Origin of the sequence: Streptomyces sp. BBFR51 (assembly GCF_044591655.1) — a bacterium.
Lineage (GTDB): Bacteria > Actinomycetota > Actinomycetes > Streptomycetales > Streptomycetaceae > Streptomyces.
On the sequence record NZ_CP172448.1, the window covers coordinates 8,822,633 to 8,838,493 of the forward strand.

1 protein-coding gene is annotated in these 15,861 nt (G+C 70.8%); it reads right to left on the bottom strand.

The window, feature by feature from the left end; translation table 11 throughout:
• Positions 1-15,795 carry an SDR family NAD(P)-dependent oxidoreductase gene (locus tag ACGH7X_RS39895; protein ID WP_399897683.1) on the bottom strand — a complete coding sequence of 5,265 codons (15,795 nt, stop codon included), beginning with the start codon at positions 15,793-15,795 and terminating at the stop codon, positions 1-3.
• Between the last annotated feature and the right edge of the window lie 66 nt (positions 15,796-15,861).

Sequence of the window (15,861 nt, forward strand, 5' to 3'; positions counted from 1 at the left end):
CTACAGTTCTCCCGTTCCCCGTGTCGTGGCGTCGTCGAACTCCTGGCCTTCAAGCGCCATGCTGATGAGCGCCTCGGCGTCCAGTTCGTCGATGGACGGCTGCCCGTCCGGGTCATCCTCGGACGGCTGGCTGGAGCCACGGTCGAGAACTCCTCCCAGCTCCAGCAGAGCGTCCATGAGTCCGGCGTCGCGCAGACGGCTGAGCGGGATGGTCTGCAGGACGTTGCGGACCTGTTGGTCCTGGTCGGTTTCGTCGCCGGCCGGAGCGAATTCCATGCCGATGTGCTCGGCGAGCACGTCCGCGCTCGGGTAGTCGAAGACCAGCGTCGGCGGCAGCCTCAGTCCCGTGGCCGCGTTCACCGCATTGCGGAACTCGACGGCGCTGAGCGAGTCGAAACCCAGTTCCTTGAAAGCCCGGTCCGGTTCGATCGCGGCCGTGTCGGCGTGTCCGAGGACGTCCGCCGCGTGTGTACGGACCAGGTCGAGCAGGATCGCGTACCGCTCCTCCTCCCGGGCGTCCGCCAGCCGCTTGCGCAGGGCGGCGGTGGCGGCGGAGCCACTGCCCTGTGCGGCACGCCGCGCAGATCGCCGGACGAGGGCCCGGAGCATGGCGGGAGTCTCGCTGTCCGGGGACGGCGACAGGTCCATCCGCACAGGGACGAGTACGGCTGCGTCCACGGTGCCGGAGGCGTCGAACAGGGCCATTCCCTGCTCGCTGGTGAGTGCCTCGACCCCGGTGCGGTTCATCCGCTGCGCGGCCGAGTCGCCGAGCTCACCGGCCATGCCCGCCTCGTCCTCCCAGAGTCCCCAGGCCAGCGACTGGGCAGGCAGACCTGCCGCGTGCCGCTGGGTGGCGAAAGCGTCCAGGAAGGCGTTGGCGGCCGCGTAATTGCCCTGTCCTGGAGTGCCGAAGATGCCGGCGGCCGAGGAGAACAGGACGAACGAGGCGAGGTCGGTTCCCCTTTCAAGGATGAGGTCGCGCAGGTGGAGAACGGCGTCGACCTTGGGCCGGAGCACCGCTTCGACCCGCTCCGGCGTCAGTGCCGTAATGACGCCGTCGTCGAGCATGCCCGCGAGATGCACCACCCCGGTGAGCGGGTGCTCGGCGGGCACACTGCTGAAGACCTTGGCCAGCGAGACCCGGTCGGTGACGTCACAAGCCACCACGTCGATGTGGGCGCCCTGTGCGGTGAGTTCGGCGACCAGCTCGGTCGCGCCGGGTGCCTGGATGCCACGCCGGCTGGTGAGCAGCAGTCTCCGCACGCCGTACTCGGTGACGAGGTGCCGGGCTACCAGACTGCCCAGGGTGCCGGTGGCACCGGTCAGGAGAACGGTGCCGCTCGCGTCGAAGCGGGCCCGCGGGGCGGCCTCCTCGGTGAGGGGCACCCTCAGCAGACGGGCGGCGAGGATCCGCCCGTCCCGGACCGCGAGCTGCGGCTCCTCGGTGGCGGCGAGCGCGGGTATTTCGGTGAGTTCGGACCCGGGCAGGTCGGCGAGGAGGAAGCGCCCGGGGTTCTCCGACTGGGCGGCGCGTACCAACCCCCACACGGCCGCACCGGCGAGGTCGGTCACGGCGGATCCCTCGACCGCGACCGCGCCGTCGGTGGCGACGAGCAGCCTGGCGTCCTCGTACCTCTCGTCGGCGAGCCAGGTTTGCAGCACGCCGAGGGTCCGCCGCACCGCCGCGTGCACGGCCTCGGCGTCGTCGCCCGGCGGGCAGCGCAGCACGACGATCTCGGGTACGGGCCCGTCGTCTAGGAGCGTGTCCCACTCGGCCCAGTGCGGGGGCGCGGAGACCTGGGGAGGCGTCAGCGGAACCCAGCCGGGCTGGAACAGGTTGTCGTGATGGGCCTTGGCGCCGGCCGCGGACAGCTGCGCGGCGGAGACCTCGCGTAGGACCAGGGTGTCCACGGACGCGACCGGGCTGCCTGCTGCGTCGGCGACCGCCAGGGCGACACCGTCCGAACCGGCCGGGGTGATCCGTACGCGGAGTGTGCCCGCACCCGCCGCGTACAGTGCGACCCCGTCCCAGGAGAAGGGCAGCCGGGCAGCCGCCGAATGCTCCCCCTCGTCGGCGTCGCGCAGGCCGACGGCGTGCAGGCAGGCGTCCAGCAGCGCCGGGTGCAGACCGAACCGGTCCGCGTCGACGAGGTGCTCCTCCGGTACCTCGATCTCGGCGTACACGGCGTCACCCGACCTCCAGGCGGCCCGCAGCCCCTGGAAGACCGGGCCGTACTCGAGGCCGGAGGCGGCCAGCGAGTCGTAGAGGTCGTCGACCTGGACGGGCTCGGAACCGGCCGGCGGCCAGCTGCCGAACTCGAAGTCCGCGACGGAGGCCGTCTCGGTGAGCAGGCCGGTGGCGTGCCGGGTCCACGGTGTGTCGGCCTCGGCATGCTGCGGCCGGGACCACACGCCGAAGGAACGGGCGCCCGAGTCGTCGGGGCCTCCTACGGTCACCTGGAGGGATACGGCACCCCGCTCGGGCAGGACCAGTGGCGCCGCGATGGTGAGCTCCTGAACCGTGGAGCAGCCCGCTTCGTCCCCGGCGCGGATCGCCAACTCGATGAACCCCGTGCCGGGGAAGAGGACGGTACCGCCGACAGCGTGGTCGGCCAGCCACGGGTGGGTCGCCACCGACAGGCTCCCTGTGAGGACGAACGAGTCTCCCTCGGGGGCGGTGAGTACGGCGTTGAGCAGCGGGTGCTCGGCACTCTCCAGCCCTGCCGCGCCGAGGTCGCTGTCCCCTCGCCCGGCCTCGACCCAGTACCGCTGGCGTTGGAAGGGGTAGGTGGGCAGGTCGACGCGGCGGGCGCCGGTGCCCTCGAAGAGGGCCGTCCAGTCGACGGACACACCGGTGGCGTGCAGCCGGCCCAGAGCGGAAAGGAGGGTTTCGGCCTCGTCACGGTCCCGACGCGTCGCCGCGACCGCCACCACACCCGGGTCAGTGCCGGTGTCGGTGGCGGTGGCGGACTGCTGGACCATCGCGGACAGCACACCGTCCGGACCCAGCTCGAAGAACCGGGAAACCCCGGCGGATTCCAGCGTGTGCACCGCGTCGGCGAAGCGGACCGCCTCACGGACCTGGCCGACCCAGTACGGCGCACTGTCCCAGCCCACCGCCACTTCGCCGGTCACCGTGGACACCACCGGAATCACCGGCTCACCGAACGACAGGCTTTCCGCGACCGCACGGAAGTCGTCCAGCATCGGCTCCATCAACGGCGAATGGAACGCATGCGACACCTTCAACCGGTTCGTCTTACGGCCCTCAGCGGTGAAGTGCTCCACCAGAGCGGACACCGCGCGCTCCGCGCCCGAGATCACGACCGACGTCGGACCGTTGACGGCCGCCACGGACATGTCGTCCGTCAGCAGGGGCAGGACTTCCGCTTCGGTGGCCTGCACGGCTGCCATCGCACCGCCCGCCGGCAGGGCCTGCATCAACCGGCCCCGCGCCACCACCAGCCGCGCCGCATCCTCCAGCGAGAACACACCCGCGACGTGAGCGGCCGCCAGCTCTCCGATCGAGTGCCCGGCCAGGTAGTCGGGCCGCACCCCCCACGACTCCACCAGCCGGAACAACGCCACCTCAACCGCAAACAACGCCGGCTGAGCAAACTCCGTACGGTTCAAAACCTCCGCATCGTCACCCCACACCACATCACGCAGCGACACTCCTTCAAGGTGCTCGTCCACCGCGGCCACCACCGCGTCGAACGCCGCCGCGAATGCTCCGAACGCCTCATACAACCCACGGCCCATCCCCAACCGCTGCGCACCCTGCCCCGTGAACACAAACGCCGTCCTGCCAGCGGTACGGCGCCCGGACAACGGGCCAGGGTCGGCGGCGAGGGCCGACAGGCCCTTGACCAGCTCGTCCCGGTCCCGGCCCACGATCACCGCCCGGTGGTCGTGGACCGCACGGGTGGTGGCCAGGGAGAAGCCCACATCCACCGGGGACAGACCATCCCGCTCCCGGACCTGCGTCAGCAGCCGCTCCGCCTGCACCACCAGCGCGTCCGCCGACTTCGCCGACACCACCCACGGCACCGGACCACCGAACTGCCCCTCAGAGACAGGAGCGCTGGTGTCCGCCTCCGCAAGGGACGGATCATGCTCGACGATCACATGCACATTCGTGCCGCTGATACCGAAGGAAGAGACACCCGCTCGACGGGGGCGCTCCAGCTCCGGCCACGCACGCGCCTCCGTCAACAGCTCGACCTCACCGGCCGACCAGTCCACCTGCGAAGACGGCTCATCCACATGCAACGTCTTCGGCAGCACCCCGTGCCGCATCGCCTCAACAACCTTGATGATCCCCGCAACACCCGCAGCCGCCTGCGTATGACCGATGTTCGACTTCAGCGAACCCAGCCACAACGGATGACCCTCCACCCGATCCTGCCCATAGGTGGCCAGCAGAGCCTGCGCCTCGATCGGATCACCCAGCGTCGTCCCCGTCCCGTGCGCCTCCACCAGATCCACATCCGCAGCCGACAACCCCGCCGACACCAACGCCTGACGGATCACCCGCCGCTGCGACGGACCATTAGGAGCCGTCAACCCATTGGAAGCACCGTCCTGATTGACGGCCGAACCCCGCACCACCGCCAGCACCGGATGCCCCAACCGCCGCGCATCCGACAACCGCTCCACCAACAGCAACCCGACACCCTCACCCCAGCCGGTGCCGTCCGCACCCGCCGCGAAGGACTTGCAGCGACCGTCGGATGCCAGACCGCGCTGGCGGCTGAACTCCACGAAGACGTCCGGGGTGGCCATCACCGCGACACCGCCGGCCAGCGCCATCGAGCACTCACCCGAGCGCAGCGCCTGGATCGCCCAGTGCAACGCGACCAGCGACGACGAACACGCCGTGTCCACCGTGACCGACGGGCCCTCCAGACCGAAGACATAGGAAAGCCGGCCCGAGGCGATCGACCCGGTGTTGTTGTTGTCGGCGTAGTCGTGGTACATCATCCCCGCGAACACGCCGGTGGAACTGCCCCGCAGAGTCCCCGGGTCGATACCCGCCCGCTCGAAGACCTCCCACGCCGTCTCCAGCAACAACCGCTGCTGCGGATCCATATACAAGGCCTCGTTCGGACTGATCCCGAAGAACCCCGGATCGAACCCAGCCGCCTCATGCAGGAAACCGCCCTCACGGACGTAACTGGTGTCGGCACGCTCGCCGGTCGGGTCGAAGAGGGAATCGGTGTCCCAGCCACGGTCGGACGGGAAATCGGAGATCCCGTCGACACCGTCCGCGACCATCCGCCACAGGTCCTCCGGCGAAGCGACCCCACCCGGATAACGGCACGCCATCGAGACGATCGCGATCGGATCGTCGTCCACGACAGAACGGTCCCGGACGACCACGGCACCTTCCACCGCACCGGTCAGCTCGGCCACCAGGAACCCGGCCACCGCCTCCGAGGTGGGATGGTCGAAGACCAACGTCGCCGGAAGACTCAGCCCACACACCTCACCCAACCGGTTACGCAACTCCACAGCGGCCAGCGAATCAAAACCCAGCTCGCTGAAAGCCCGGTCCGGCTCGACCGCGTCCGACGACGCATGACCGAGAACCTCCGCCACCTGCCCACGAACCACCTCCAGCACAACCCGCAACCGCTCCTCGGCCGAAAGAGCCGACAAACGCGCCCCGAGCCCAGCCTCACCACCAGAATTACGAGCCACCCGCCGCGTCGGCACACGCACCAGGCCACGCAGCATCGGGAGAACCGCGGAACCGGCCGCCGCCTGCGTGCGGAGCGCGGCAAGGTCGAGTCGCAGCAGCACCGCCTGCGCGGTGTCGGAACCGAGCGCCTGGTCGAACAGCGCGAGGCCGGCCTCGGTCGGCAGCGGCGGGAAACCCTGGCGCGCCAGCCGTCGTGCGGTGATCTCGTCGAGGTCTCCACCCATACCGGTGTCCCACAGGCCCCAGGCCATGGACACGGCCGGCAGCCCCAACCCACGACGATGAACCGCCAACGCATCCAAGAACACATTCGCAGCCGCGTAATTCGCCTGCCCCGCACCACCCAACGTCCCCGCCACCGACGAGAACAACACAAACGCCGAAAGTCCCAAATCACACGTCAACTCATGCAAATACCACGCCGCATCCGCCTTCGGCCCCAACACCCCCGCAAACCGCTCCACCGACAACGCACCCACCACACCGTCATCCAACACACCCGCCGAATGCACCACACCCGTCAACGGATGCTCAGGACCGATCCCCGCCACCAGCGCGGCCACCGCCTCCCGATCGGCGACATCACAGGCCACCAGCTCCACCACGGCACCCAGACCCGCAAGCTCCGCCCGCAACTCCGACGCACCCGGAGCACCCGCACCCCGCCGACTCGTCAACAACAGATGACGCACCCCGTACTCGACCACCAGATGCCGCGCCACCAACGCACCCAGACCACCCGTACCACCCGTCACCAACACCGTCCCACCCTCGGCGAACGCAACAGACCCCTCCCCCGGGACGGGGACGGGTACGGCGGCCCGGGCAAGACGCGGCACCCACGCCACACCGGAACGCAACACCACCTCCCCCTCACCACCGGCAAGCACCCCACCCAGAGCACCCACCGAGCCTGCCGAACCATCCACATCCACCAGCACAAAACGATCCGGATTCTCACTCTGCGCCGCCCGCACCAAACCCCACACAGCAGCCGCAACCACGGAGCCCGCGTCGGCGGACGCGTCCGGACCTGCGGCACCACGGGTCACCACAGCGAGCCGGGTACTGGTGAACCGGTCGTCGCTCAGCAGGGTCTGGACGACTTCCAGGACCTCGCTCGTGACCCGGCGGACCTCGGCCGGTACACCATCGCTCGCATCGGCGGCGGCCACGGGCAGGACCAGCGTCGCGGGCACGTCGGCACCCGCCTCGACGGCGGCGAGCAGCGTGGGGAGATCGTCATGGCGTACGACGTCCAGGCCCAGGTCAGGCATCTGCGAGCCGACAACGGCCCATTCCGGCCCGAACGGCAATGCGTCCGCCGCCGGTCCAGGCACCCACCGCACTGCGTACGGCAGGTCCGCGGGCCCGCTCCCGGACGCCGGAGCCAGTTGTTCGGCCGATATTTCGCGGGCCACGAGGGAGCCGACGCTCAGCACGGTGTTTCCGGAGTTGTCGGCGACGGTCACTTCACGGCTGTCGGGGCCGGTCGGGACCACATGGACTCGCAGCGCCGTGGCTCCGGTGGCCTGGAGGGAGACGGAGTTCCACGCGAAGGGCACGAGGGTGCCCCCTTCCGTGTCCTCGTCGCCGGAGTCCTGGCCGATCAGGCTGACGTGCAGAGCGGAGTCGAGCAGAGCCGGGTGGATTCCCACGCGCTCGGTGTCCTCGTGGGCGTCCTCGGGCAACTCGACCTCGGCGAACAGCTCCTCACCGCGCCGCCAAGCCGCCTTGAGCCCCTGGAACAGCGGTCCGTAGTGCAGGCCGCGGCTCAGCAGCCGTTCGTAGACCCCTTCGACGGGGACGGACTCCGCGGCGGCCGGGGGCCACTCCGCGAGGTCCCGTGCGGGCACGGACACCTCAGCGGTCAGGAGCCCTTCCGCATGCAGATTCCACGGTGCGTCGTCGGCTTCCTTGACGCGCGAGTGGATGCGTACGGAACGGCTGCCGTCCGCCCGGATCGCTCCGACGGCCACACGAAGCACCACAGTGCCCTGTTCCGGGAGGACCAGCGGTGCTTGCAGAGCCAGCTCGGCGAGGCTGCCGAGACCGACGTGATCACCGGCCTGTAGCGCGAGTTCCACGAACGCCGTGCCCGGCAGCAGGACACTGCCGAAGGCACGGTGGTCGGCGATCCACGGGTGCGTGGCGAGGGACAGCTGCCCGGTGAGGAGGGGCCCCTCGGCGTCGGGGGACTCGACGACCGCGCCCAGCAGGAGGTGGCCCATGCCGTCCACGCCAGCGGCGCCTCCGCCGCCGACACCCGCACCGGCCCAGGGGCTGGCCCAGTACTGCAGGGTGTCGACCCAGTACCGCTGGCGTTGGAAGGGGTAGGTGGGCAGGTCGACGCGGCGGGCGCCGGTGCCCTCGAAGAGGGCCGTCCAGTCGACGGACACACCACTGGCGTACAGCCGGCCCAGAGCCGACAGCAGTGTCTCGGCCTCGTCACGGTCCCGACGCGTCGCCGCGACCGCCACCACACCCCCGTCAGTGCCGGGGGCGGGGTCGGTGACGGACTGCTGGACCATCGCCGACAGCACACCATCCGGACCCAGCTCGAAGAACCGGGAAACCCCCGCAGCCTCCAGCGTGCCCACCGCGTCCGCGAAACGCACCGCCTCGCGGACCTGGCCGACCCAGTACGGGGCGCTGTCCCAGCCCACCGCCACTTCGCCGGTCACCGTGGACACCACCGGAATCACCGGCTCGCCGAACGTCAGGCTTTCCGCAACCGCACGGAAGTCATCCAGCATCGGCTCCATCAACGGCGAGTGGAACGCGTGCGACACCTTCAGCCGGTTCGTCTTACGGCCCTCAGCGGTGAAGTGCTCCACCAGAGCGGACACCGCGCGCTCGGCTCCTGAGACGACGACCGACATCGGACCGTTGACCGCCGCCACCGACACGTCGTCCGTCAGCAGGGGCAGGACCTCCGCCTCCGTGGCCTGCACCGCCGCCATCGCACCACCCGCCGGCAACGCCTGCATCAACCGGCCCCGCGCCACCACCAGCCGCGCCGCATCCTCCAGCGAGAACACACCCGCCACATGAGCAGCCGCCAGCTCCCCGATCGAGTGCCCCGCCAGGTAGTCGGGCCGCACCCCCCACGACTCCACCAACCGGAACAACGCCACCTCAACCGCAAACAACGCCGGCTGAGCAAACTCCGTGCGATTCAGGGCCTCGGGGTCATCACCCCACATCACATCACGCAGCGACGGCTCCTCAAGGTGCTCGTCCACCGCGGCCACCACCGCGTCGAACGCCCCAGCGAACACCCCGAACGCCTCATACAACCCACGGCCCATCCCCAGCCGCTGCGCACCCTGCCCCGTGAACACAAACGCCGTCCTGCCAGCGGTACGGCGCCCGGACAGGGGGCCAGGACCCGCCACCAGGGCCGACAGACCCTTGACCAGCTCGTCCCGGTCCCGGCCCACGATCACCGCCCGGTGGTCGTGGACCGCACGGGTGGTGGCCAGGGAGAAGCCCACATCCACCGGCGACAGGCCATCCCACTCCCGGACCTGCGCCAGCAGCCGCTCCGCCTGCGCCACCAGCGCGTCCGCCGACTTCGCCGACACCACCCACGGCACCGGACCACCGAACTGCCCCTCAGAGACAGGAGCGGTGGTGTCCGCCTCCGCAAGAGACGGATCATGCTCGACGATCACATGCACATTCGTACCGCTGATACCGAAGGAGGAGACACCCGCCCGACGGGGGCGCTCCAGCTCCGGCCATGCACGCGCCTCGGTCAACAGCTCGACCTCACCGGCCGACCAGTCCACCTGCGGCGACGGCTCATCCACATGCAACGTCTTGGGCAACACCCCGTGCCGCATCGCCTCAACAACCTTGATGATCCCCGCAACACCCGCAGCCGCCTGCGTATGACCGATGTTCGACTTCAGCGAACCCAGCCACAACGGACGGCCCTCCACCCGGTCCTGCCCATAGGTGGCCAGCAGAGCCTGCGCCTCGATCGGATCACCCAGCGTCGTCCCGGTCCCGTGCGCCTCCACCAGATCCACATCCGCAGCCGACAACCCCGCCGATGCCAACGCCTGACGAATCACCCGCCGCTGCGACGGACCATTGGGAGCCGTCAACCCATTGGAAGCACCGTCCTGATTGACGGCCGAACCCCTGACGACGGCCAGCACCGGATGACCCAGCCGCCGCGCGTCCGACAACCGCTCCACCAACAGCATCCCGACACCCTCACCCCACACGGTGCCGTCCGCACCCGCCGCGAAGGACTTGGCACGAGCATCCCGGGACAACCCCCGCTGGCGGCTGAACTCGACGAACGCCTCCGGGGTGGCCATCACGGCGACACCGCCGGCCAGGGCCATCGAGCACTCACCGGAGCGCAGCGCCTGCATCGCCCAGTGCAAGGCGACCAGCGACGACGAGCACGCCGTGTCGACCGTGACCGACGGGCCTTCCAGACCGAAGACATAGGAGACCCGGCCCGAGGCGATGGCGCCCGTACCACTGCTGGCGGCGTAATCGTGGTACATCATCCCCGCGAACACGCCGGTCGAACTGCCCCGCAGAGTCCCCGGGTCGATACCCGCCCGCTCGAAGACCTCCCACGCCGTCTCCAGCAACAACCGCTGCTGCGGATCCATATACAAGGCCTCGTTCGGACTGATCCCGAAGAACCCCGGATCGAAGCCAGCCGCCTCATGCAGGAAACCGCCCTCACGGACGTAACTGGTGTCGGCACGCTCGCCGGTCGGGTCGAAGAGGGAGTCGGTGTCCCAGCCACGGTCGGACGGGAACACGCTCACCCCGTCGACTCCGTCCGCGACCATCCGCCACAGGTCCTCCGGCGAAGCGACCCCACCCGGATAACGGCACGCCATCGAGACGATCGCGATCGGATCGTCGTCCAGAGGGGTGGCCGGCAGGGTTCCGCTCGCGGTGGTCGCGTCGTCGAGACCGCCGGACAGTTCTTCCAGCAGGTGCCGGGCCAGGGCGGTCGGTGTCGGGTGGTCGAAGACCAGGGTGGCGGGGAGTCGCAGCCCGGTGTCGCTGTTCAGGCCGTTGCGCAGTTCGACGGCGGCCAGAGAGTCGAAGCCGAGGTCGCGGAAGGCGCGCTCGGCCTCGATGGCCTGGCCGGAGGCGAAGCCCAGGACCAGAGCGGCCCGGTTGAGTACCAGATCGAGCAGGGTGGCTTCCCAGTCGGACGCGGCCAGGCCGGCCAGCTGGCGCCGGAGCGCCCCTGAGCCGTCCGATGCCTCCCCGGCGCTGCGCCGCCGGGCGGTGGGTGCGAGAGAGCGCAGGAGGGCCGGGAGGCCGTCGCCACCGTTGCGTATCGCCGCGAGATCGAACTTGGCGGGTACGACACAGGCTTCGCCGGTGGCGACGGCCGCGTCGAAGAGCTCCAGGCCGTCGGTGGGGGTGAGCGGGAAGATGCCTCCCTGGGACATCCGCTGCTGGTGCGTCGCGTCGAGGGTCTCGGCCATGCCGCCGGTCCAGGGGCCCCACGCGAGTGAGTGCGCCGGCAGTCCGGCGGTGCGGCGGTGTGCGGCCAGCGCGTCCAGGCAGGCGTTCGCCGCCGCGTAGTTGCCCTGGCCGGGGGTACCGAGCACGCCCGCGCCGGAGGAGAACAGCACGAACGCCGACAACTCGCGCTCCGCGGTCAGTTCGTGCAGGTGCAGGGCAGCGTCCGCCTTTGCGGCGAGGACGGAGTCGAGCCGCTCGGGGGTGAGGGAGCCCAGGGTGCCGTCGTCGAGGACGCCGGCGAGGTGGACCACCGCGGTGGGTTCCGTACGGGTGAGCAGGTCCGCGAGTGCCGACCGGTCGGAGACGTCGCAGGCGACCAGGGTCACCTCGGCACCCGCTCCGGTCAGTTCGGCGATCAGCTCCGCCGCGCCGGGGGCTTGCGGACCACGTCGGCTGGTGAGGTGCAGGCGGCGCACTCCGTACCGTGCCACCAAGTGCCGGGCGAGGAGCGAGCCCAGGCTTCCGGTGGCGCCCGTGACCAGCACGGTGCTGTCCGGGCCGAAGGCGGGCACGACCTCCTCCGTCGCGGCGGGGACACGGCTGAGCCGAGGGGCGTACGGCGTCGACTCGCGCACGGCGATCTGCGGTTCACCGGTGGCCAGGGCGAGGGCGACCTGGGCGTCGGTGTCCGTGCTCCGGTCGCCGTCGCCGGTGGCGAGGTCCACCAGGACGACGCGGCCCGGGTTCTCGGACTGGGCGGAACGGATCAGACCCCAGACGGCGGCACCGGCCAGGTCGGTCACGTCCTGACCACCCGCGGGAACCGCGCCACGGGTGACGACGACGAGCCGGCCGTCGTCCTCCTCGTCCGCCAGGTGGGTCTGCAGGAAGGTGAGCGCTTCCGTGGCGGCACGGTGGACGGACCGGGCGTCGGTCCCGGGTTCCGAGTGCAGGACGGCGGTGACGGTGCGCGGCGCCTCGGCGGCGGGCACCGGCGTCCAGTCCAGGCGGTGGAGGGAGTCCTGGCGCGGCGCGCGGGCGTTGGCCACCTGCTCGGCCGAGATGGGCCGGACGGACAGCGCCCCGATGGTGGCCACGAGCCGGCCGGAGCCGTCGGCGACCGCGACCGAGACGGCGTCGTCGCCGGTACGGGTGAGCCGCACGCGCAGGGTGGTGGCACCGGCGGTGTGCAGGACGACCCGGTTCCACGTGAAGGGGATCGCGGCGCCCTCCGTCGATGCTCCTGTGAACACGATGGCGTGCAGGGCCGCGTCGAGAAGGGCGGGGTGCAGTCCGAGCCGCTGGGCGTCGGCATGCACCTGCGGCGGGAGGGCGACCTCGGCGTAGGCGGAGTCGCCGGAGCGCCATACGGCCTTCAGTCCTTGGAAGACCGGCCCGTACTCCAGGCCGGCCGCGGCCAGCGTCTCGTAGTGGCGGTCGAGGTCGACCGGCGCGGCATCCAGCGGCGGCCAGGACTCGAGGGAGGTGTCGGCGGCGGGGGCCGCGACCGTGCCCGGGAGGAGTACGCCGGTGGCGTGGCGGGTCCAGGCGGCGTCGACGTCGGTGTCCTGGCGACGGGAGTGCACTGTGAACGGGCGGGCGCCGGTGCCCTCGGCGGGTGCGCCGACGGCAACCTGGAACTGCACGGCGCCGCGTTCATGGAGGACCAGCGGCGCCTCCAAGGTGAGTTCCTCCACCTCCCCGCAGGCGACCTGGTCTCCGGCGCGGATGGCGAGCTCCACGAAACCGGTCCCGGGGAAGAACACGGTGCCGCCGACGACGTGGTCGGCGAGCCACGGGTGGGAGGCGGCGGACAGGCGGCCGGTGAGCACGACCCCTTCGGAGTCGGCGAGGACGACCGCGGCCCCGATCAGCGGGTGGTCGGCGGAGTCGAGACCGGCGGAAACGACATCGCCCGCACCGTTCTCCGGGGTGATCCAGTAGTGCTGGCGTTGGAAGGGGTAGGTGGGCAGGTCGACGCGCTGGGCGCCGGTGCCCTCGAAGAACGCCGTCCAGTCGACGGACACACCACTGGTGTGCAGCCGGCTCAGAGCGGACAGGAGGGCCTCGGCCTCGTCACGGTCCCGACGGGTCGCTGCGACCGCCACCACACCCATACCGGTCTGGTCAGCGTCAGCGCCCGCGTCAGTGATGGACTGGACCATCGCGGACAGCACACCGTCCGGACCCAGCTCCAGGAACCGGGAAACCCCGACGGATTCCAGCGTGTGCACCGCGTCGGCGAAGCGGACCGCCTCACGGACCTGGCCGACCCAGTACGGGGCACTGTCCCAGCCCACCGCCACTTCGCCGGTCACCGTGGACACCACCGGAATCACCGGCTCACCGAACGACAGGCTTTCCGCGACCGCACGGAAGTCGTCCAGCATCGGCTCCATCAACGGCGAATGGAACGCATGCGACACCTTCAACCGGTTCGTCTTACGGCCCTCAGCGGTGAAGTGCTCCACCACCGCCGCCACCGCGCGTTCCGCGCCCGACACCACGACCGACATCGGACCGTTGACGGCCGCCACCGACACGTCGTCCGTCAGCAGCGGCAGGACCTCCGCCTCCGTCGCCTGCACGGCTGCCATCGCACCACCCGACGGCAACGCCTGCATCAACCGGCCCCGCGCCACCACCAAACGCGCCGCATCCTCCAGCGAGAACACACCCGCCACGTGAGCGGCCGCCAGCTCCCCGATCGAGTGCCCAGCCAGGTAATCGGGCCGCACCCCCCACGACTCCACCAACCGGAACAACGCCACCTCAACCGCAAACAACGCCGGCTGAGCAAACTCGGTACGGTTCAAAACCTCCGCATCGTCACCCCATACCACATCACGCAGCGACACCCCCTCAAGGTGCTCGTCCACCGCGGCCACCACCGCGTCGAACGCCCCAGCGAACACCCCGAACGCCTCATACAACCCACGGCCCATCCCCAACCGCTGCGCACCCTGCCCCGTGAACACAAACGCGGTCGGCCCTTCGACGGCCAGGCCGCTGTGCAGTGCCGGGTGCGGTGCACCGGCCGCCAACGCGGTGAGAGCCTCGCGCGCCTCGTCGGGCTCGTTGGCCAGGACGATCGCGCGGTAGTCCAGGGCCGCACGCCCCGTGGCCAGCGAGTGTGCGAGGTCGAGGGCGGTGGCCTCATCGACGCGGGCGGTGAGGCGCTCGGCCTGGGCGGCGAGTCCTTCCCGGCTGCGGGCGGAGAGCAGCCAGGGCAGCGGGGTGCCCGTCGGCAGGCGGGTCGGCGCGGGCGCGGAGGCGTCGTCGGCCTCCTCGGTGGGTGCCTGCTCGATGATCAGGTGGGCGTTGGTGCCGCTGACGCCGAACGCGGAGACACCCGCGCGGCGCGGGTGCGTGTTCTGCGGCCAGGTCACCTGCTCGGTGAGCAGTCTGACGTCGCCGGCGTTCCAGTCGACGTGGGTGGACGGCTCGTCGATGTGCAGGGTCTGGGGCAGGATGCCGTGCCGCATGGCCTGCACCATTTTGATGACGCCGCCCACTCCGGCGGCGGCCTGGGCGTGGCCGATGTTCGACTTGAACGACCCCAGCCACAACGGCCGTCCCTGCGGACGGCCCTGTCCGTAGGTCGCCAGCAGCGCCTGCGCCTCGATCGGGTCACCCAGCGTGGTACCCGTGCCGTGGCCCTCGACGGCGTCGACCTCTGCCGCCGGAAGGCCGGCGGCGCTGAGGGCCTGACGGATGACCTTCTGCTGGGCAAGGCCGTTGGGGGCGGTCAGGCCGTTGGAGGCGCCGTCCTGGTTGACGGCGGAACCGCGGACGACGGCCAGGACCGGGTGGCCGTTGCGGCGGGCGTCGGAGAGCCGTTCCAGGACGAGCATGCCCGCCCCCTCGGCCCAGCCCGTGCCGTCGGCGCTGTCGGAGTAGGCCTTGCAGCGGCCGTCGGCGGCGAGTCCGCGCTGCTTGCTGAACGCGACGAACGGTCCCGGGGTGGACATGACCATGACGCCGCCGGCCAGGGCGAGACCGCATTCGCGCTTGCGCAGGGCCTGGGCGGCGAGGTGAACCGCGACCAGGGAGGAGGAGCAGGCGGTGTCGATGGTGAGAGCGGGGCCTTCGAGTCCCAGGGCGTAGGAGATGCGTCCGGAGATGACGGCGGCGACGGCAGCGGTGCCGAGGTACGCCTCGGCTGCCTCGGGGGCGGAGTTCAGCAGGTCGCCGTAGTCCTGGAATCCGGAGCCGACGAACACGCCGACCCGTCCTCCGCGCAGGCTGTCCGGGGCGATTCCGGCGCGCTCCACCGCCTCCCAGGAGACCTCCAGCATCAGCCGCTGCTGGGGATCCATGGCGAGGGCCTCGCGGGGGGAGATGCCGAAGAATCCGGCGTCGAACGCGCCGGCGTCGTCGAGGAATCCGCCCTCGGCGACGTAGCTGGTGCCGGATCCGTCGCCGCCGAGAAGCTGGTCGAGGTCCCACCCGCGGTCGGTGGGGAAGGCCGACACCGCGTCGCCGCCCGACTCGACGAGCCGCCACAGTTCCTCGGGGGAGGCGACCCCGCCCGGGTAGCGGCAGGCCATCGCGACGATCGCGATCGGATCGTGGTCGGCGGACTCGACCTCCTGCAGCCGGCGGCGGGTCTGCGCCAGGTCGGCCGTCACGCGCTTCAGGTACTCGAGGAGCTTGCCGTCGTCAGCCATCCCAGCCTCACAACACCTTTCAGTCCC